This is a genomic window from Nocardia sp. NBC_01009, assembly GCF_045208035.1.
Taxonomy (GTDB): Bacteria; Actinomycetota; Actinomycetes; order Mycobacteriales; family Mycobacteriaceae; genus Nocardia.
This window is the reverse complement of the sequence record NZ_CP108695.1, coordinates 7,586,231-7,604,514: the sequence shown is the minus strand read 5'-3', so window position 1 is coordinate 7,604,514 and position 18,284 is coordinate 7,586,231. Positions and strand designations below refer to the sequence as shown.

21 protein-coding genes and 1 pseudogene are annotated in these 18,284 nt (G+C 64.4%); 9 read left to right on the top strand and 13 right to left on the bottom strand.

Annotated elements, in window-relative coordinates:
• The first annotated feature begins 122 nt into the window (after nt 1-122).
• Both OHA42_RS34340 and OHA42_RS34335 read left to right on the top strand, forming a co-directional pair.
• Nucleotides 123-650 carry an SRPBCC family protein gene (locus OHA42_RS34340; RefSeq protein WP_406232133.1) on the top strand — a complete coding sequence of 176 codons (528 nt, stop codon included), beginning with the start codon at nt 123-125 and terminating at the stop codon, nt 648-650.
• On the top strand, nt 640-1,044 hold the full coding sequence (locus tag OHA42_RS34335; RefSeq protein ID WP_406232131.1) for a hypothetical protein: 405 nt from the start codon (nt 640-642) through the stop codon (nt 1,042-1,044). The genes OHA42_RS34340 and OHA42_RS34335 overlap by 11 nt, the downstream gene beginning before the upstream one ends.
• Before the next feature lie 98 nt (nt 1,045-1,142).
• Here the strand turns inward: OHA42_RS34335 and OHA42_RS34330 are convergent, their stop codons facing one another.
• A complete protein-coding gene (locus OHA42_RS34330; RefSeq protein WP_406232129.1) occupies nt 1,143-1,625 on the bottom strand; it encodes a carboxymuconolactone decarboxylase family protein in 483 nt (160 codons plus the stop codon).
• Between the two features lie 224 nt (nt 1,626-1,849).
• Here OHA42_RS34330 and OHA42_RS34325 point away from each other — a divergent pair, with 224 nt between their 5' ends.
• Complete coding sequence (locus OHA42_RS34325) at nt 1,850-2,740, top strand: LysR family transcriptional regulator (protein WP_406232127.1); 891 nt, start codon at nt 1,850-1,852, stop codon at nt 2,738-2,740.
• A 262-nt stretch (nt 2,741-3,002) separates the two neighbouring features.
• Here the strand turns inward: OHA42_RS34325 and OHA42_RS34320 are convergent, their stop codons facing one another.
• Both OHA42_RS34320 and OHA42_RS34315 read right to left on the bottom strand, forming a co-directional pair.
• Nucleotides 3,003-3,443 carry a hypothetical protein gene (locus tag OHA42_RS34320; RefSeq protein ID WP_406232125.1) on the bottom strand — a complete coding sequence of 147 codons (441 nt, stop codon included), beginning with the start codon at nt 3,441-3,443 and terminating at the stop codon, nt 3,003-3,005.
• Nucleotides 3,444-3,862: 419 nt separating this feature from the next.
• Nucleotides 3,863-4,183 carry a hypothetical protein gene (locus tag OHA42_RS34315; RefSeq protein WP_406232123.1) on the bottom strand — a complete coding sequence of 107 codons (321 nt, stop codon included), beginning with the start codon at nt 4,181-4,183 and terminating at the stop codon, nt 3,863-3,865.
• 844 nt (nt 4,184-5,027) lie between these two features.
• Here OHA42_RS34315 and OHA42_RS34310 point away from each other — a divergent pair.
• The 3 genes from OHA42_RS34310 to OHA42_RS34300 are packed head-to-tail and all read left to right on the top strand — an operon-like array spanning nt 5,028 to nt 7,214.
• On the top strand, nt 5,028-6,143 hold the full coding sequence (locus OHA42_RS34310) for a hypothetical protein (RefSeq protein WP_406232121.1): 1,116 nt from the start codon (nt 5,028-5,030) through the stop codon (nt 6,141-6,143).
• 7 nt (nt 6,144-6,150) lie between these two features.
• Complete coding sequence (locus OHA42_RS34305; RefSeq protein ID WP_406232119.1) at nt 6,151-6,777, top strand: hypothetical protein; 627 nt, start codon at nt 6,151-6,153, stop codon at nt 6,775-6,777.
• A 20-nt stretch (nt 6,778-6,797) separates the two neighbouring features.
• Nucleotides 6,798-7,214, top strand: coding sequence for a hypothetical protein (locus OHA42_RS34300; protein WP_406232118.1), 417 nt, complete (start codon nt 6,798-6,800; stop codon nt 7,212-7,214).
• A 306-nt stretch (nt 7,215-7,520) separates the two neighbouring features.
• Here the strand turns inward: OHA42_RS34300 and OHA42_RS34295 are convergent, their stop codons facing one another.
• Entirely contained in the window at nt 7,521-8,513 is a 993-nt protein-coding gene (locus OHA42_RS34295) for a LysR family transcriptional regulator (RefSeq protein ID WP_406230473.1), read from the bottom strand.
• 203 nt (nt 8,514-8,716) lie between these two features.
• On the opposite strand from OHA42_RS34295, the gene OHA42_RS34290 reads away from it, so the two are divergent.
• Nucleotides 8,717-9,106 carry a hypothetical protein gene (locus OHA42_RS34290; protein WP_328404737.1) on the top strand — a complete coding sequence of 130 codons (390 nt, stop codon included), beginning with the start codon at nt 8,717-8,719 and terminating at the stop codon, nt 9,104-9,106.
• Nucleotides 9,103-10,500 carry an ABC transporter permease gene (locus OHA42_RS34285; RefSeq protein ID WP_406232115.1) on the top strand — a complete coding sequence of 466 codons (1,398 nt, stop codon included), beginning with the start codon at nt 9,103-9,105 and terminating at the stop codon, nt 10,498-10,500. The genes OHA42_RS34290 and OHA42_RS34285 overlap by 4 nt, the downstream gene beginning before the upstream one ends.
• Here OHA42_RS34285 and OHA42_RS34280 read toward each other — a convergent pair.
• Nucleotides 10,469-10,756 carry a DUF6924 domain-containing protein gene (locus tag OHA42_RS34280; RefSeq protein WP_406232114.1) on the bottom strand — a complete coding sequence of 96 codons (288 nt, stop codon included), beginning with the start codon at nt 10,754-10,756 and terminating at the stop codon, nt 10,469-10,471. The genes OHA42_RS34285 and OHA42_RS34280 overlap by 32 nt on opposite strands.
• A 186-nt stretch (nt 10,757-10,942) precedes the next feature.
• Between OHA42_RS34280 and OHA42_RS34275 the strand changes: the two genes are divergently transcribed.
• Nucleotides 10,943-11,356 carry a GNAT family N-acetyltransferase gene (locus tag OHA42_RS34275; protein ID WP_406232112.1) on the top strand — a complete coding sequence of 138 codons (414 nt, stop codon included), beginning with the start codon at nt 10,943-10,945 and terminating at the stop codon, nt 11,354-11,356.
• A 172-nt stretch (nt 11,357-11,528) separates the two neighbouring features.
• Here the strand turns inward: OHA42_RS34275 and OHA42_RS34270 are convergent, their stop codons facing one another.
• The 8 genes and pseudogenes from OHA42_RS34270 to OHA42_RS34235 form a co-directional block, all read right to left on the bottom strand.
• On the bottom strand, nt 11,529-12,533 hold the full coding sequence (locus OHA42_RS34270; protein ID WP_406232110.1) for a serine/threonine protein phosphatase: 1,005 nt from the start codon (nt 12,531-12,533) through the stop codon (nt 11,529-11,531).
• A 276-nt stretch (nt 12,534-12,809) separates the two neighbouring features.
• Nucleotides 12,810-13,937 carry a cysteine hydrolase family protein gene (locus OHA42_RS34265; protein ID WP_406232108.1) on the bottom strand — a complete coding sequence of 376 codons (1,128 nt, stop codon included), beginning with the start codon at nt 13,935-13,937 and terminating at the stop codon, nt 12,810-12,812.
• Nucleotides 13,938-14,229: 292 nt separating this feature from the next.
• Entirely contained in the window at nt 14,230-14,460 is a 231-nt protein-coding gene (locus OHA42_RS34260; RefSeq protein WP_406232107.1) for a hypothetical protein, read from the bottom strand.
• 42 nt (nt 14,461-14,502) lie between these two features.
• Nucleotides 14,503-14,793 (bottom strand): hypothetical protein, encoded by a 291-nt coding sequence (locus OHA42_RS34255; RefSeq protein WP_406232105.1) that lies wholly within the window; start codon nt 14,791-14,793, stop codon nt 14,503-14,505.
• 255 nt (nt 14,794-15,048) lie between these two features.
• Nucleotides 15,049-15,309, bottom strand: a pseudogene (locus OHA42_RS34250) (IS3 family transposase); the annotation flags it as partial.
• A 763-nt stretch (nt 15,310-16,072) separates the two neighbouring features.
• Nucleotides 16,073-16,888: an urease accessory protein UreD gene (locus tag OHA42_RS34245; RefSeq protein ID WP_406232103.1), complete on the bottom strand. Its 816-nt coding sequence runs from the start codon at nt 16,886-16,888 to the stop codon at nt 16,073-16,075.
• Entirely contained in the window at nt 16,885-17,577 is a 693-nt protein-coding gene (ureG, locus tag OHA42_RS34240) for an urease accessory protein UreG (protein WP_406232101.1), read from the bottom strand. Before ureG ends, OHA42_RS34245 begins: the two co-directional genes overlap by 4 nt.
• A 32-nt stretch (nt 17,578-17,609) precedes the next feature.
• Nucleotides 17,610-18,284 (bottom strand): urease accessory protein UreF, encoded by a 675-nt coding sequence (locus OHA42_RS34235; RefSeq protein ID WP_406232099.1) that lies wholly within the window; start codon nt 18,282-18,284, stop codon nt 17,610-17,612.

The following is an 18,284-nucleotide window of genomic DNA, read 5'->3' as shown; positions in this document are numbered from 1 at the left end:
ATCGAGCAAACCCCTTTCCGAGCGAACCCTAACGGCGTTAGGATACCAGCCGAACACCGTTAGGGTCACCGGTGGATACACGTGGACATCAGGACTTAGGTGAAGAGAAGCGGAGTCGGAGGATGGCGGAGACAGACATCGCGTACTGCGTGACGAGAATGGGTCAGGCTGCGGTGGATTGGCGAACGCTCGTGGTCGCGGGGTCCGGTACTTGCCCGGCGTCGGCTGCGGAACTCTGGGCGGTCTGGTGCGATCTGGAGCGGTGGCCTGCCTGGTCGCCGATCCACCGGTCGGTGGCGGTCGTCGACGCGAGTTCCTTGTCGGTCGGCGGCTCCTTCGAGCAGGAACTCGGGCTGGGGTTTCCGGTCGGTGTCCAGCACGAGCGGGCGACGTTCGACGAGTTCGAGCCGAATGTCCGCGCGTCGTGGTCCGGCAACAAGAACGGCGTGCGCAGCTGTCACGTATGGCGGTTCGAGCCGATGCCCGGCGGGGGCACCCGGGTGCACAATGTCGAGGTCTTCGTCGGTACGACGATCGGACTGGTCAAGCCTTTGGTCGGGAAGCGGTGGAATCGCCTGTTCCAGGGCTCGGTCGACGGTTTGATCGCGGCTGCGGCGGCGGCAGCCGAGGTCGGTCCACATGAGCGCTGAGGACAACCGGACGCGTCAGGATCCTTCGGCGGGCACCGCGGTTGCCGCTCCGGACTCCCTGAGCGCGTCGGCGCCACGGTTTCTGGTCGAGATCATCGCCTGGGTCGCCGCGCCGTGGGCGCTGGCGGCGCATTCGATCTGGCTGGCCGTGCTGGCCAACGTTCTGCTGATCGGCCTGCCCACGGTTTTCGGGATGCCGGGGGCGAAGAAGCAGAAGAATCCGGTCTCGATCCCGGCCCGGCCGGCGATCGCCCTCGAACTGCTGCAGCCCGTCGCCGCCTGCGTGGCCGCTTTCGCGGCGTGGCCGCCGATCGTGGCGTCACTGGTGGTCGCCGCGTCACTCGCGGCCTGCGGCCTTCAGCTTCGCCGCTGGCGCTGGATGCTCACCCGATGAACCGGCTCGTGAAGGGATCTCGACATGAACGACCTCGGTCACTTTCCGTCGACGGCCGCGGGGGCGGTGACACGTGCACCCCCGCCCCCGGGACCTGGTCAGGCGGAAGCCGTCGACCACTGTTCGGCGGGTGACTTGCCGGGCAGCGGCTTGCCGATCAGCGCGAGGGGCACGAAGAAGGTGACCTGGCCGATCGCCAGCGCCAAAGTGGTCAGCGCCTTGTCGTCATAGTGCTCGGCCGCCTGGGCGTAGAGCTCGTCGGAGACCCGCTCGCCGTGCGTCGACGGCTGGAGCACGCCCTCCACCAGCCCGAGCGCCGCGCGCTCGGGCTCGGTGAAGTAGGGCGCGTCCCGCCAGGACGCCACCGCGGTGATCCGCTCCTCCGTCTCGCCTGCTCGACGCAGGGTGCCGGTGTGCAGCACGGTCAGGTAGGTGTTGCGGACGATCTGACCGGCACGCAGCTGCATCAGGGCGATCGTGCTCTTCGGCACCGAGCCGTTGCCGGTGACCTTGAACAACGCCCCGGTCAGTTCCCGCAACTCGGGAACCAGCTCAACCGGATTGGGCAGTCGTGAACCCATTTCTCCTCCATCACCATCTGTTGTTTTCGGATGTCCGCCGGCGAATCGCGGCGCGACGGGACGGCCGCGCTGCGATCAGCGCGGCGGCGGCGGGGTTGGTGCTACACCAACTCCGCAGCGGCGGGGTTGGTGCTACACCAACCCTCCATCGGGGCACCGATCTGATCAACGCCGACTTCGCGGGCCGATCAATAACGTCACACTTATAAGGGGGCAGAAATCCTGTGGAGCTGCGGGACATCGAGATCTTCCTGACCCTGGCCGAGGAACTGCACTTCGGCCGGACCGCCGCTCGGCTGCACGTCTCCCAGGCCCGCATCAGCCAGGCGATCAGCCAACAGGAACGCCGCCTGGGCGCCTTGCTGTTCGACCGCGCCAACCGCCGCGTGGTCCGGCTGACCTCCGTCGGCCGGCAACTCCGCGACGACCTGCGACCGGTCTACGCAGGCCTGCGCGACAGCCTCGAACGAGCCCGCCTCGCCGCTCAAGGCATCACCGCCGTGCTCCGCGTCGGCATGCTCCCCATAAACGGCCACGACATGCGCCCCTACTGGGACACCTTCCGGTCCCGCCACCCCCAGTGGAAGCTACGCATCCAGTACGCGCCATTCGTCGACCCCTTCGCTGGACTCCGTCGCGGAGACGTCGACGTCCTGGTCACCTGGCTTCCTGTCGAGGAACCCGACCTCACCGTGGGGCCGACCCTGTTCGCGGAGCCCCGCGTGCTCGCCGTGGTCAGCGAGCACGAACTCGCCGGCCGTCCGTCGGTCTCGCTGGAGATGATCAGCCACTTCCAGTTCCCCGACATCGGATCGGGCCCGGACTACTGGATCGATAGTTACCTCCCGCCCCACACCCCCCGGGGGCAGCCGATCGAGCGCGGTCCTGTCGTCCAGAACAACGAGGAAGTACTTGCCTTGGTCAGCGTCGGAGAGATCGTCACGCTCTACCCCGGCCACATGAGCCGCTACGGCCTCCGACCCGACATCGCCTACCTGCCCGTCCGGGACATCGACGCCATCTCGTACGCACTCGTATGGCAGCACGAGTCGGAGAACGACCTCATCCGCGCCCTCGCCGACACCATCCGCGACCTCGGACCACTCGACCTCTGAACAGCGACCCCCGCCATCCTGAACAGCCACACACGCGAAACAGAATGGGCGGAAGAACTTGAGACTATCGCGACTGTCGACAACCAGCCCACCTCGGAGGTCATTCGCGCCGTCATCGCGGAGCATGTTGCTGGCCGCCAGGCACCGGGTTCCAGGACAGCCTCCGAGAGCGGATCGAGCGTGCCCATCGGATGCTGAATGATCAAAAACGCTACGGCTGACCGCCCTTGTCCGGTTGCGTCGCTTGGCCGCCGTGGCCCGTTCAAGATCGTGGTCGGCCGTGGCTGTCACGAGTGGGGATGCCGCGTTCTCGGAGTTTGGTTAAGACGGTGGTGTGGTCGACGCCCAGGTGCCCGCCGACTCGCGCAAGTGACCAGCCGAGGTTGTAGAGGTGGATGGCATCGTCGACCTGCTCAGGGGAGAGTCCACGGCGGCGCATCGGCACGTCGTGCCGCTTCAGGATGTTGCTGACCGTCCGCCGTTCGATGCCGAACCGGGTACCCAGCTCGTACACGGTTGCTCCGGCTTGGTACCCAGCGATGAGCTCCTGGACCTGGTCGGCGTCGAGTTGTCGTGCCCGACCTGGTTTCGGCCGGTCGGCAAGCGGCGGAGCGGGCGTCGTGGGGTCGGGCAGCTTCCGGAGCAGCGTCTCCAGGGCTTCTACCTGGGGTTTTGTGTTGTAGTAAGTTCCCCCAAGGTCCACAGAATCGCAGGTCAGGCCCGGTCTAGCACCGGGCCTGACCTGTTTTATTTGAACCAACCCCACGCTTACCCCACGGTTTCGGCCCGTTTTCGGCGGATCGGGGCATGCATCGGTCCGAGGTGGATGCTGGCTGGGGGGCGGCGCGGCGTCGTGGTCTTGGTCGAGGCTGACCAGGAAAGGTTCGAGTTCGGGGTAGCCCGGCCTCGCGGACTTGCTTGATCTATCTGCCCAACGGTGTCCCAGAGAAGCCGTCCCAAGACACCATCTCCCACTCCTTCCCTACACACCCCACGACGATCCGTGGTACCGCTTCACGCACAACGCCAATATCAGCGCGTGGTAGCCGATAGCAGAGTGGGCGGGCACACAAAGAGGGACCGGATCACATCGAGCACATCCGCGATTCAGCGACGGTTCGTTCAAGGGAAGAGGGTGAGCACCTGGCTCAGGATGTAGTCAGCGTCCTCAGGGTTTGTTGCGGTCACGCTGACCGCGGGAACCCTCGGCCCGTATTTCAGGTCCGGGTCGTCGGGGTTGATGGCGGGGCCGACGATCGCGGAGCGGAAGTGGAAGTCGCCCTTGGCCGAGACGTCCTTGTAGACCTTGTAGTGAGTGCCAGGAAGGCCCTCCGGTGCGTCACCCAGGATCATGTCTTGCTCTTCGTACTCGTATCGCACCGAAATCTCAGCGCCGCGATAGGTGAAGTCGCAGGTTCGCATCCGACGGTCGACGGGGTTCACCGTGACTCCCACTTTCGGGAGCACACGCAGGGATCGGCACCGGGTAAGGATCGTCCTCGCCGTCTCCGGTGCCGTCCCCCGCGGCGGTTCCTTCACGAACTCGGCTGCAGCAGTCCACATTACCGATTCCCCGAGTTGGCACGGCTCGGTACCCAACGGGGTCTTGACGAACATCATCAGTGCCGAGCCGGCCGGGAATTGCGCTGACACAGTGCAGTTTCGCTCGACAAGCTGCTCGAATTGCTTATCCGTGAGGCCATCACGATCGTTCGCGAGGTAGACACGTAAACCGTCGACTGCCTTCTCGGTACTCTTCGGGCCTTTCTGTACGGTCGCCACGACAACCGCCCAGTCCAACTCGATCCCATCGCGAGATCCCGCCGAACCGATCTTGGCCTCGCACGAATCCGGCTGCTCATTCTCAACCGACCGAACCGCCCCGAGCTTGCCCAACTCAGCGCGCGACACCAGGGCGCAAGCGTCAATACCTCGCGCACGTCGCAGCAACACAGGACCTGAGTCTGCCCGCCCAGAGATCGAGCAGATCATCCGGGTGCTCGATCCAATCCTCGCGAAAACGGTTGGGAACCACCACATTATGTGGGTGCACTGTGTAACCATCGGCTTTGCACCATGACAATCCCATCTCGATCGAATCTGAGGCCGTCATGAATCATGTTGAGGGGCAGCATGAGTGAGCTCCGTGATGCGTACACTGTTGGCATGAAGTCAGCCCGGGTGCGCGTGAATCTCAACCCGGGCGGCGGTCGTCGGCCCTCGCGGGTTGAGCGGCGTCTGCGCCGTGTGATCAGTGCCGTGTGGGCTGGTAGCGGCCGGTGGCAGTGTGGATGAATTCACCGTTCAGCTGGGCTGTGTTGCCGGATTCAGGTTGGATCTGCAGGACCTCGGCACGAACTTCTCCTCGAACGCCTCACGAATGCTGTCGGCGATGTCGGTGCCCAGCGGGACAACGGGACTGATGGCCACGCTAGGGTCGGCGTTCGAGAGGTTGCAGGGCACGCTGTCATCATCACATCAGCGGGACCTGGCTAGCCTCAACACGTTCAGCGCCAACCTGGCCACTGCCGGGACGCAGTACCAAGCCTCCGACAGCGCCACGACGAAGGCGATTTCGACGCTGGCTGCGGGGGAGACGGCGGGGGTGTCCGGTGCCCTCGGGGTCGTCAGCAGATTCGCGGGGCTGCAACTTCCGAGCCTGTCTGCAGTCGAGGAAAGCCAGTTCACGGTACGGCAGGTGGTCGAAGTGGGTGTTGAACTGGTTGCTCCCTACGACGAAAAGCTGAGCGCAGCGATCGGAATGAAACCCGCCGCGGACTACCTGACCCCCTTGGCTGCGGACTGGGAGGCCCTGCAGACCTTGGGAAAGCGGATCTATCAGTTGGGTATTAACGATTTCGTGGCGTCGGAGAATCTTTCCGGCGGGCTCAGATGGTTACAGGGCAGCTGGAGTGGCAGTGCCGCACAGGCATTCGCTGCCAGCGCGGGCAATCTCGGACAGGCGATCGCGATTCGCAGCGCGGACTTGGATGAGGTGTCGAAGATCGTCCAGAACGGTGGCGTCTACCTCGAGCGCCTCGTATACAACCAGGCTGTTGAGCTCACCAGCGCACTTGCACAGCCGATGAGTTTCCTCGACATCACGCTGCCGCTGTCCGGTTGGGCGCAGCTGGTCAACCAGCCGATGCGGGACACGATCAAGACGGAGATCGTTGCCGCGGTGGACGCCATGAAGAAATCGGTCGACGCGAGACGGGACGCGATAACCACCGGCCTCGGGACAATTTCCCAAGCACTGGATTACTCTCCGGGGCGTGCTGGCCCGACATTCAATGCTATCGAGTTCGAAATTCCGGATAAGGTGATTGTGGATCTGGGTGCCAGGAGATACGGGTTCGGCAACAACATTTGGTGGGAGAGCAACATTGCATCCGCCTCCTGACCGTGACTTGCCCAGCGACCGAGCTGTCTACGGTTCGAAAAACGGAAAATTAGACAAGGCGGAGGCCGCAGCAAACCGCAGCCTGGATGCTACTGCCGTACTGGTCTACTGGGATCTGCGCGGATGGGAGACGGCGCCCAAACTCTTCAGGGAATATCTGAACAACCACGGGTCCGACTATGAATATCGATTCACCAAAGATCAGATGTGGCAGATCACGAGAACGGCAAATGTTCGAAACGCGGTTACTCGCTGCCTGGAATCGGTGAAGGATCAGGCGCGGACGGACCCGCAGACCGGGGTAACCAGAGAAATCACGTCGGACTGGTACGGCAACGTCCACACCGACGACGATGGTGACCTCTCTGCTGCGCTGGGCCACTTCGACGTAGCCGTCGGAAGCGATACCACCGTCTATAAGTCAGATGACGGGTCGGGACTCCGTGCGGAGATACGGTATAAGATCTATGTCTACGACTTCTATAATTTCGACTTCCTGAGGACGGAGGGACCTGTCCCGAGCATCCCTAACAACATAAACAATGAAATGCGGGAGTTGGAGGAGGTCGGGTGGGCCAGAAGCTTCAAGTCTCGAGGCGAGTCGGATATTCAACAGTGGTCTGGCGTGCTGTGATTCGACGGGAACATCGGGGGATGCGCGTCGGCGTGCTCGCCTGCCTGGTTGTATCGCTGGTCGCCGGCTGCAGCGGCGACACCTCCTCGCACCTCAGCATTGTGGCAGATTGCGGCAAGCTGGTATTTCCGGACGACGTGGAGTTGGTGTGGTATCACCGCGAAGTAATGTTTGGGGATCAGATGACCGACGCTGTCGTAGACATTCCGGCCGGCGAGGTCGAGGAGTTCAAGAAGCGATCCGGCATGGACAAGTTCGACGCAGGAGTTCCGCCCGGCTGGCGAGAGGCATGGGAAGACAGCGGCCAAGCCCAGCTCCTTATGGAAAACGCTGGGAATGAGCACCTGGTCGAATTGAACAAGAGTCCGACGAGGTGGGTCGTCATTCACACCGGTGGCAACGAGTCGAGGCGAGTGTTCATTCGATCGGGCTGCTGATCATCGAATCGCGATGCTGGCCGCCAAGGCGGCGAGTCTGGCGGGATGATCGCCGAGCCCGGTGCCGCGGAGGCCTTGCGGATCGCCGCGCGACGCGAGGACCGACGTGCGAGTGACAGCGGCATATGTGGCCGCGGGCTTTCCCGATCCGCACGCCGATTCCGTGGTGTCGAGATTGGCGGACGATTCCGACGACGCCATTCGCGCCCTGGTGCAACGGACGCGGGAGTCACGCGCGCGTCGAAAGACGCTGCGCACCTCTGGGAATCCGGCGCTGAGAACAGCTCATGGGCTGAAACTCGGGCTTCATGAGTTGCTGCCGCGGGATCCGGCCGATGCGACCGAATGGTCTGCTGCTTCGTCCTCCGCATCTGGAATCTGCAAATGACAGCCAGTGAGGATGGCGGCTGTGGCCAGGTCTTTGATGAGGTCGGTTTCGGCGGATCGGCGCCAGATCAGGGCCCAACGGGCGGGTGGTACATCGGGCATGGGGATGTAGGTGACGTCGGGTCTGGAGTAGTAGCGGGCGGCGTGGGCGTGCACCGGGGTGATGGCCTTGCCCGCCGCTACGAGCAATATCAGGTCTTGGAAGTTGGCGGCGTGGGCGGTGCGGAGGATGGGGCGGCCGCTGGGGGTGAAGTACGGAACGGCGGCGGCGGTCCAGTAGTCGGGGGGCAGGTTGACCGGGTCGGATGGGGGCACTCCGAAGACGCCGTAGTCGGCCAGATCCTCGTATGAGGCCGATTCACGTTGTGCCAGTGGGTGATCCGCACCAACGAGCAGCATGAACGGTTCCTCATAGAGAGTCGGGCCCACCACCAGATCGGGCTCCTCGATGGGAAGCCAGCTCACCAGTGCATCGATGTCGTCGCCACGCAGAGCGCCGAAGGGGTTGCCGAAGTGGACGTGCTCGATGTGCAAGGTGCAGTGGGGATGCTGGGATTGGAAGGTGTTCAACAGGGGGCGGACGTTGCCGAGGTTGCTACTGGTGATGCCCAGCCGCAGTATGCCTGCGTCGCCGTAGCGGGCTGAGCGGGCCGCCCGGCCCAGGCTGGCCCGCAGGTCACGATAGTTGGTCTGCAAGTCGTCACGCAGCTGTCGTCCGATCGGTGTCAATGTCACTGTGCGACTGGATCTTTCGAAGAGTTTGCCGCCGATGCGACGTTCCAGTTTCGCGATCACCTGACTGACCCGGGCTGGTGAGAGGTGCAACCCCTCGGCGGTCCGGCCGAAATGCAACTCGGCGGACAACATCAGAAAGATCTCGATGTCGCGCAGATCCAGATCGCGCAGGTCCATGCGGTTTTCCTATCAATCACGGTGGCTTACCGCATTATAAGCAGTTCGCCGTTGATGAATTCTCACCGCGAACCGAGGCTGAAACCTCGACAACCTTTGAGAAGACGGCAGTTCGTCGCCGCCCTCCTGATCGAAAAGAGCAGCCAATGCCAACGCTTCCGTGGAAGACGGTCGGTAACCCCACCACCCCCGAGGTCCAATGCATGGCTTCGCGCCTCGAGGTCAAGTCGTTGGTAAACGCCCCCGGCTTCCTCATCGCGTCACTGACCTTGTGGTGGCAAGCCCGCCGTTCTCCAGGAGCGCTGGGTGTGGCCTTGAAAGCAGAAATGCTGAAAGGCACCTTCTGGACCTACTCTGCTTGGGACGACAAGGCGGCAATCTACGCCTATGCGGGTTCCGAGCCCCATAAGTCGACTGTCGCGCGCAAGCGAAGGGTCATGCGGGATGCGACCTTCGTGTTCTTCAATGCACCGGCGGACGAGTTGCCCCTGTCGTGGGGCGAGATCAGCCGCCGAATCGCCGAGAAACGCGACTCGGCAGCACCGGATCGCGAGACTGGGCCGACCGCCTCGCCGACCGCCTCGCCGGTGTGAACCCCGAGGTGCGATACGCCAACCCCGCCGCTCGCGGAAAATTCGCCGGACAGGTCCTTGCCGAACAACTCGAGGCGCGCTCCGCCAAACGCCCTGTCCTGAAACTGGTTCGCAGGAAAGGGGGCTCTCCGGTAACCGTCGAATTCCGCAATTCCCTGAAGATCACTCGTGACTTCGGCCGCCACCCCGGCACCTGGTTCCCGCCGTTGGTCGTGATGCTGATCCTGGCACTAACTCTGCCTGCGGTCTATCTCGGCGGTACCCTCGATCCGATCGGAAGCCTGCGCGGGCTTCCGGTCGCCATGGTCGTCGAGCCTCAGACCGCCAGCAGTATCGGCGCCGCCGATCAGGTCAGTGCGGCTATCACACAGGGCGTCGACCATGAGGCAATCGAGCTCATTCCGATGACTGCCGAGCAGGAACGCGAGCAGATGGATGGCGGCAAGATCTTCGGAGCCGTCCGCGTACCCGCCGATTTCAATGCCGAGATCTCCCGGCTCGCCAGCGGATCGCCAGGTCCTGCCACACACGCGGTGATCCATCTTGACACCAATCCGGCTGCCGCGACGATGAGCACTGGATTGTTCACCGGGTACCTCGCGCCAGTAGTCGCCGCAGTAAACGCGGGGATGGGTGCCAAGTTGCCGCAGAACGCGCCGACCGCTGCCGCCACTACTGCGCTGGCCAACCCGTTCTCGGTCGCGACCGCACCTCTGACACCACTACCGGCGCACACCGGGTCCGGGACCAGTGTCTTCTATTACGCGGTGGTCTTGGTTCTTCTCGGCTTCGTCGGCGCCTCGGCGATCCACCCGATGGTGGACTCCGCCAGCGGGTTTCAGCCCACTGAGCTCGGACCGAAAGTACAACGTCGCCGCTACACCCACCTGTCCCGACTACACATGCTGGTTGTCAAATGGTGCGTGGCGCTGATCGCGGCGCCCCTGAGCGCTGGATTGGTCCAGCTCCTGGCGACCAAAACACTTCACATGCCTGTCGCCTCGCCGTGGCAGCTGTATCTGTTCTCCGCCACCACGATCGACGCCGTTGCCCTCGGCGCCCTGACGGTCTTCGCGATCTTCGGGTCTCTCGCTCCGTTGATCAACATGTTCTTCTTCGTTGCCATGGCCATGACATCCTCAGCGGGCACAATTCCCATCGAAGCGACTCCCGCGTTCTTTCGCGTGATCGCGAAATTCGAACCGATGCAGCCGATTGTGGCCGGCCTGCGCTCGATTCTCTATTTCCACTCGACACCACCGTCAGGACTGCACACAGCATGGATCCATGTCGTTATCGGTGGCCTACTAGCTGTCGTCGTCGGTGTGGTGATTACCGGCCTCTACGACCGGAAACCGTCCTTCACCCGGCAACCGGTCCTCGCCACTGAATGAGCCTGGACCGGACGCTCGAACAGTGGTGGCGGCGCACCGTCTGGTCCACGACGGTGAAACCGTCCTCGACGTCCCCGCCGAACTCTCCGTGCAGGTGCGAGCCGGCGTAGGCGCGATCGTCCAGGATGTCCACGTGGTCGATCGCCTCCTCGCCGGAGGCGTCCGGCCGGGTGAGGGCCTCGAGGAACCGCTCCCACTCCTTGGGCCGGTCGTAGCAGGTGCGGACCAGGATCGTCAGCTCGGTCTCGGGCAGCATGCAGCCTCCTGTGCGCCGCGGCAGGACGTCACAGCCCAGCGTAGGGAACCGCACACCTAGGCGGTCCATCGTTCGGTCGAAGGAGGTCGAGGTGCCGAAAACGTTTCGGCAGATGTCGTTTCGATCGAGACGGACAGATCGTCGCTGCGGCTGCGTGGTCCCGAGGACGCCGCATGCAATCTAGCGTTGCTGAGTGAGTATCAGGGCGGAACGACCGCGACTCTTGTGGATATCCGGGAAAGCCTGGTCCGGCAGCGAGGCCAGGCGTTGGCCGACGGTATCGGGTTGCTGTCGATCCAGCGTCGGGTCGAGGGAGATCGGATCGGCCACTGCGGGTTGATCGTCGGGCGTGGCCACTTCGAGGAGCAAGAGATCGCATACGAGCTGCTGCCTCGGGTGCATAGTTTCGGCAATGCGACCGAGGCGGCACGTGCAGTGGTCGAAGCCGCGTTCGATACTGGCCGACGACGGATCTGGTCGACTGTCCGTGCCTGTAACAAGCCCTCGCTGCGCGTCCTGGAAAAGATCGGTTTCCATCCCGATCACAGCGTCATCGACGAGCGTGGCGAGCTGATCTACCTGGTTCGCAATGCCCTGTAATGGCCCCCCTTTATGTCATGAGGTGGTTGGGAGTTCGGCGTTAGGTTGGATGTTGGTATGTCCGATGAGCGTGCGAGCAGGTCGATGAGACGATGCCGGCGTAGGCCGAAAGGCGAGAGGCCCGGGTGCAGGTGACGAGCTGGGAACGAGGGGCGCATCGGCCCGATCTGCTTCACATACCGGGGTACTCCGCGTGGATGTCGCCGTCGAACAGTCTCCAGTAGAAGGCGTTCATCTTCGCGGCGGCAGGTGCGTGCCGGGTCAAGATCGCGGCCACCACCGGTGGCACGTCATCCGGGATGTGACCAGCGGCGCACTGGAGTACGTACTCGTTGCGGGCGACTGGGCCGCCGCTGGACGGCATCGGCACCCCGCAGACGTCGGTCACCAGCCAGTTGACCAGTCGCATGGCGGCGTGGCCGGCGTCATGAGTGGCGTGGCGTTCGGCGAAGTCACGCTCGGCGGGCGACAGGTCGAAATGTGGTGAGGTAGCCAGCCCGAAGTCGCTGAGATAGATCCGCTCCCCGTCGGTACGCAGGTTGCCGAAGTGTCCGTCCATGTGCAGCAGCTCCCGATCGCCCAGGAACGTCACAATCTCCGAAAACTGCCGCTCGACCACGGCGGCCTTGCTCGCCGGGTTCTCGCTCAGCCAGTCCGGCGTCGGGTGCGGGATGTATTCGCAGAACAGCACGAGGCTGGACGGCGCGGCGGCCAGCGCTTCGAGACGGGCCCGCACGGCGGGGCTGCCGCCCTGGGCGGCGATCACCGTGTCGATGTCGGCGTGTTCGGCTGCGACCGTAGAACGGCCGGGCAGAACCCGCCAGTAGTAGAGCATCGGGAACGACTGTGTCTCGCCAGCCAGAACGCCGTCGGTGACGATGATGTTCGCGGCCAGCTCGCGCCATGCGTTGAAGCTCGGGCCGCCGATGCCGTACTGGCAGAACACCGGCAGGTCGAACAGGTTCGCGGTAGAGCCCCGGTGGGCGAGTTCCCGATCGGTCAGCGGGATGCGCTTGGCGAACACCGGCACGCCGTCGACGTCCAGGACTGCCGTGCCGCCGCCCACTCCCACGCTGTTGGACCGACCCGTGGCCATGAGCTCGGCGAGCTCAATGTCGCTGTGGGAAGCCAGGAAAGCCGAGAGTCTCTGGTGGCGGTCGCTCCTGGCAGCTGTCATCTCACGATTCTGCCACCGACCGGATGGTTGCCCGCTTGTGGTGAGACGGCCAGACCTACCAACCATATTCGACTGACCACCATCATCACCCCGACTACACGTAGGGGGTATTGGCGGCCAAGCCTTGAGCCCTGCCGACCGATCGGCCGAGAGGCCCCGACACTCCCTTATAACTCAGTTCAGAATGAGTTTGCGGAGGCACTGACAGCGGGAACTCACCCATCATCCTCACGTCGGGCAAGATGCCCGACGCCCGCTCGTACCCGGCTTGTGTTGTCAGCTTGGTTCCGGGATGCCGATCTCTTTGCTGAGTTCCGGGGTGAATACGACCATCACGTCGTCGAGGCCGAGCCAGAAGTTGTAGCCGGTTCCGGAGGGGCCGGACGTGCCTGCCGCGATCCATACGGCCTTGTCGTCGATGCCTAGACGGATGGCCGCCGGGTATCGGATTCCGTCGTCGGGATGGTTGTCCCAACAGATGTCGGCTGTGAGGATCGGTTTGTCGACCAGATCGACCCAATACTGACCGACGGTTGCCGGTACCGGCTTGATGCCGCCGAGGTCGAGTCGAAGGACCTCGGACATCGGTTTGCGGAAAATCTCCATCCCGTATTCGGTGAAGGCATCGGTGGTTCTCGCCGAGTAGTGCCGGCCGCTGTCGGTGATCAGTTCGACGCCCATCCGCGGTTCGTCCCAGCCGGGATACTCCCATTCATCGACGTAGATGTCCTCATCGTCGGTGGTCAGCAGGTAGTACACGACCTCGGTGATGCGCTCACCGCGCAGTTCGGCAACGATCGCCGTCAGTGATTCCTCGGCGCATTGGATTGCCTCCCGTGACATGCGTTGCGGTGTCGGTGACGGCAGCCACTCGGCGCAGGTGACGACCTCGAAACCGCGATTGGGGAAAACGGTATCCATGAAGAAGTCGTGCATTGTCGGTTCGGCGTCGGCGCAGCCGTCGCGCAGAACGATCACCCGGTAGTCGCGGTCTGCTGCGTCGTAGCACGTTGCAGCTACCATTGCGCTGGTGGCGACACCTGCGATCGCGAGCGTGTCGACACCGTTCGCACGGAGTATGAGGTCGAGATCGGTGCCTGCGAATGCGCTGGCACGGCGCTTGGACACGATGACATCCTTTGCGGCGACCGGCAATTCGATCTCCGTTCCGGGTGCCCCCTCATGAAAGGCGTCGCCCGCTTCGTGGAAGGTTCGGAACAACTCGCTGTGTCGCGGCAAGTCGATTCCATTGGGGCGCAGGGCAAATCGCACGAACACTACAAGCGTGCCGACCTCGCGAGCTCGGGGGAGTAGTTCGTACAGTGGGTCCACCACCTGTGCGGCGAATGGATAGTTGGCCGTGATGCCCCGCTGGACGTCCCCGATGATCAGTGCTGTGTTCACGATTGACCCATCTTGCCCGACTTCGCCGCTGGAAGTTGAAGGAAATGGCTTATCTCGAGTTCAGACCTTGCTCAGGACAACGCAACTCGGGTATCAGTAGGGGTCGAGCATCCTGCCCGACTTCGTGGGCTGGAAGGGGAAGGTTTCAACTGAGGTGAGGCGGTTCCTGCAGCTTCCAGCGGTGAAGTCGGGTAGGGCGGGCGATCACCCGTGACCGCCTCGCAACGCGGCGGCGATCTTGGCGGGGAGCTCATCGATGCTGGCCGTTGGACAAATAGTTCGCCCGCGTCGTTTATCGGTCGGCCAGCAAGGCTTCGAGTTGTCCTTCGATGTCTCGAGCTTGCGTGTGATCGTCGGCGATGACGAGGAATTCAGCGGTGCCGGTAGCCACGGCCAGAGCGCGGAAGACCGCCTTGCTGTTGAGCATGGTCGCCAGATCCTGGGCGTAGGCCGTGGAGCCGGTCGCGAGTCCGAGCCGGTGTTCCCAGTGCGCCACATCGCGATCACGGACGTAGCACGACACCGACCATTCGATGAGATCGATGCCGCTGTCCGAGATCCGGTCCTATACTGCGGCAAACAGTTCGGGGTTGTCTCCGGGGTACCAGTGAATTCCGTTGTAGTCCTGCATGGACAGCACTGTGGGGGCCGGGCCGGTGATGCCGAGTAGCTCGATCAGGTAGGTGAGAAACTCCTTGTCGAGGGGGCCGGGGATGATGGCGATGTCCTCGGCATCCAGACTCCACAACATGTGGGCTGCCTCGACATCGCACCCCCGCCAGGACTTTGGGGGCAGGTCGTGGGGTCGGGCGACCATCGCGCGACTGTGCGGATTGGCAAGCACCAGCTTCGGCATGGGTTTCAAACCTTTCTGCCTCGACGACGCCACGGCCGCCGGTTTCGGGTGTCGTCCGGAGCGGTAGCCACAAAGCTGGCTAACCTTACCGGAGGAGCCCGAACACGCTGGACCACAACAGGATTGCCCTGCAAATCGACAACTGCAAGATAGGACGGCCATGGTCGAACCCAGCACCGCACGAGTCGATCCCGCCTCGCCGGCGACGACGGCAACGGACTCGTTCGGGGCTGCTGCATGATCAGGTGATAGCGGTTATGCGGCCCGACCGGCCGCTGAGTACATGATGGTTTCGTACTCGATCGGGGTCAACCGACCGAGTCTGGATTGGCGGCGGCGCCGGTGATAGGTCCGTTTCGATCCAGGACACGATCGCGATCCATAACTGCTCGCGGGTATCCCACCGTTGCCGGTCCAACACGTTGCGTTGCAGCAGGCTGCAGAAGCTTCCATCGCGGCGTTGTCACCAGCAGCACCGACTCGCCCCATCGACCCAACCAAGTCGTGACGGTTCAGACCGAGGCATGGTCATCATCGTGCCGTAACCACGAAGGCTCATCCGCACGGTCCACGCCATCTCCTCCCGGGCCGCCACAGGACGCTGCCGCCGCCCCAGCAACTTCACCCCAGCTGCCGAGATGCGCCAGCCGTCGCGCCGATCCACGGTACCCGCGTCGCAGCACGGTAGTGCCCAAAGCCGTGTTTCCTGGCCTCCATTGGGCGCCAACACCCCAACTGCCGCCCGCCGGGGGACTGCGGTTGAGTCATGACAAATGTAAGCAGTCAGGGCGCATCGATGATCTCGTCAAGCGCTGTTCGGGCGGTGTCGGGATCACGTGTGGCGGTTTCGCGCCGCGCGGGCTCGGTCCCAGAGCCGATCAACGACGAACCTCGAGCGAGGAGACCTCCGGCACACCGGAGGTCTCCTCGTCGCGACAGGTCAATCGTCGTCGTCTTCGTTACGGTCGGCCGCGTCGGCGGCTCGCTCGTCGAACCCTGACTGCGCGGTGGGGCTTTTATGTAGGCGGAGCGTGTGTCAGGGCCTGCACGGTCGTCGGCTTTGTCTCATATTCGGTGGTCGGCGGTGCCCGAAACCTGGATTGCCTCGTTTAGTATTGTTGAATGACTCTGTGGCAGTTGATATTTCGGTATGGCTGTCTAACCTTGGGCACTGTGGCCCGGTCCGGAGGACTTGCCACCACCGCATGTGGGTCCGAGCCGAAAAGTGGGACGGAGCCTGAGGCTGGACAGGCCCGGTAAGGATCTGCGATCTGGTCGGCTATGTGCGGCTCGGTGTGTACGTATCGATGGCGTCGTCCAGCAGGCGACGTAGGGGTGTGGCTGTCGGAGCGAGGGCCGTGGCCAGTAGGGCGGGGCCGGGCAGGGGCGTGACGATGCCCTGGCCGTCGGCGGGGTCTTTGCCGAGCAGGCGGGTGGCGGGTGGGGCGTTGGCGAAGGCTGGGTCGACGATGAGGACGTGGCCGGTGGCGCGGTGTCCGGCCAGGACGGCGGGGCCGTCCCAGCCGGGGGCTGCGGGGCCGAAGGCGGTGTGCTGGGCGAGCAGTGGACGCCCGTCGCGGTGCACGGTGAGGTGGCTGGTGAGGTTGCCGGGGGTTTCGCGGGCTCGTCCGAGGATCAGTTCTTCGCGCAGGACGAGCCGGGCGGTGGGGGCGAGGTCCACGGAGTAGGTCTGGCGTAGGTTGCTGCCGTGGGTGCTGATCAGCGGGTGGGGCAGCCAGGACAGGGTCGCGTGTTCTTCGACGGTGAGAGTCACGTCGTAGGTGGCGTGGTCGGTGGTGGCGCCGCGCAGGGCGAGGGTGGCGGCGGCGGTGGTGATCTCCAGTTCGGCGCCGGTTTCGGCGGTGACGTGGATAGCCAGTCTGTCCCCGCCCAGCGGCGCGCTCATCGCGCCGACGATGCGGACACGTGCTTGGGTGCCGCGGTGGCTGAGCTGGCACAGGTGAAAGGGGCCGTCGTTGTGCAGGTAGGGCACGGCGGTCGGGCCGTCGATGCCGACCGCCCGGATGCGGGCGGTGGCGTGGACACCTCTGCCTGCGCGCGGTGCGGCCTGGGTGTGTGGCGAGGCGCTGGTCATGCCGCGGTCCAGGTGGCCAGGCGTGCGCGTATCCAGTCGGCTACCGGCCGAACGCCGTCATCGGCGGTGAGGGAGGTGAAGGCGACGGGTCGTTCGCCGCGCTGACGTTTGGCGTCGGTGGCCATGGTTTCCAGGTCCGAGCCGACGTGGGGAGCCAGATCGGTCTTGTTGATCACCAGGAGGTCGGCGGTGGTGATGCCGGGGCCGCCCTTGCGGGGGATGTCGTCGCCGCCGGCCACATCGATGATGAAGATCTGGGCGTCGACCAGCCCCCGGGAGAAGATGGCGGTGAGGTTGTCACCACCGGATTCGACCAGCATGAGGTCGAGCGGTCCGGCGGTCGCCTCCAGGTGCTCGACGGCTTCGAGGTTGGCGGAGATGTCGTCACGGATCGCGGTGTGTGGGCAGGCTCCTGTCTCCACGGCCTGGATGCGCTCGGCGGGCAGGACCGCATTGCGCAGCAGGAAGTCGGCGTCCTCGCGGGTGTAGATGTCGTTGGTGACCACGGCGATGGACAGCTGGTCGCGCATGGCCCGACAAAGCGCGGCGACCGTGGCGGTTTTTCCGGAGCCGACCGGACCGCCCAAACCGATCCGCAGTGCCCGGCGGGAACCGTCAGGTCCGGTGGGATCGGCGGGTCGGTCGGCGTAGGCGCTGTGCGAGTGGGGGATGCTGTCGTCGAGGTGCACGGAGGTCTCCTCAGCGGTGTGAACGGGTGTGGTCAGGAAGCGAACAGGCGGACCGGCCACTGGGCGTGTTGCGCGGCGGTGACGTCGAGCAGTGGCGCGGAGTTGGCGGGCAGCACGGCGGTGCCTTCATCTGCCACACGGTCGGCAACTCGTGCCGCACGGTCGGCGACCTGGTCCAGGTCGTCGGCGAGCCGGACAAGGACGGCGGTGGCTTCGAAGGGATCCAGGCCCAGCAGTCGTACCGCTGCGGTGGCTGGGCCGCTGACGCTCTCGTACGCGGCGGCGTACGCGGCGTCCAGGGACGTCAGGCCGGCCACGCGAGCAGCCAAGCCCAGCACCACGGGTTGGTGAGTACCCTGCGGGCGGTCCCGGGCGAGCTTGTCGAGTTCGGGTGCCGGCCACACGGCACGCGCGGCGCGCATCATCTGCCGTCCCTGTTTGCGGGCGATGTCGCGCAACGCCAGGACAGGGGTGCGAGCATCAGCGGCCTCGTCCAGTGCCAGTGGGTCGGCGCCGGCGGCCGTCGCGGCCGCCAGGGCCGCGGCGACCAGACCCGTGGTGTGCAGCCGTCCCTGGCAGAACGTCTGCAGACAGTCTGCGTCACGGATCGCTCCGCGGGCGATGGCAGCTTCCATCCCGCCGGAGTGCGCGTGTCCTCCGGCGGGGAAGCGGCCATCGGCCAGGATGAGCAGGGTTGCGCGGCTCAT

Coding starts and splice junctions, on each gene's coding strand:
- OHA42_RS34340 (WP_406232133.1), top strand. CDS start 123: ATGGCGGAGACAGACATCGCGTACTGCGTGACGAGAATGGGTCAGGCT.
- OHA42_RS34335 (WP_406232131.1), top strand. CDS start 640: ATGAGCGCTGAGGACAACCGGACGCGTCAGGATCCTTCGGCGGGCACC.
- OHA42_RS34330 (WP_406232129.1), bottom strand. CDS start 1,625: ATGGGTTCACGACTGCCCAATCCGGTTGAGCTGGTTCCCGAGTTGCGG.
- OHA42_RS34300 (WP_406232118.1), top strand. CDS start 6,798: ATGCGCGTCGGCGTGCTCGCCTGCCTGGTTGTATCGCTGGTCGCCGGC.
- OHA42_RS34295 (WP_406230473.1), bottom strand. CDS start 8,513: ATGGACCTGCGCGATCTGGATCTGCGCGACATCGAGATCTTTCTGATG.
- OHA42_RS34290 (WP_328404737.1), top strand. CDS start 8,717: ATGGCTTCGCGCCTCGAGGTCAAGTCGTTGGTAAACGCCCCCGGCTTC.
- OHA42_RS34280 (WP_406232114.1), bottom strand. CDS start 10,756: ATGCTGCCCGAGACCGAGCTGACGATCCTGGTCCGCACCTGCTACGAC.
- OHA42_RS34270 (WP_406232110.1), bottom strand. CDS start 12,533: ATGACAGCTGCCAGGAGCGACCGCCACCAGAGACTCTCGGCTTTCCTG.
- OHA42_RS34255 (WP_406232105.1), bottom strand. CDS start 14,793: ATGCCGAAGCTGGTGCTTGCCAATCCGCACAGTCGCGCGATGGTCGCC.
- OHA42_RS34245 (WP_406232103.1), bottom strand. CDS start 16,888: ATGACCAGCGCCTCGCCACACACCCAGGCCGCACCGCGCGCAGGCAGA.
- OHA42_RS34235 (WP_406232099.1), bottom strand. CDS start 18,284: ATGAGCCGCGCAACCCTGCTCATCCTGGCCGATGGCCGCTTCCCCGCC.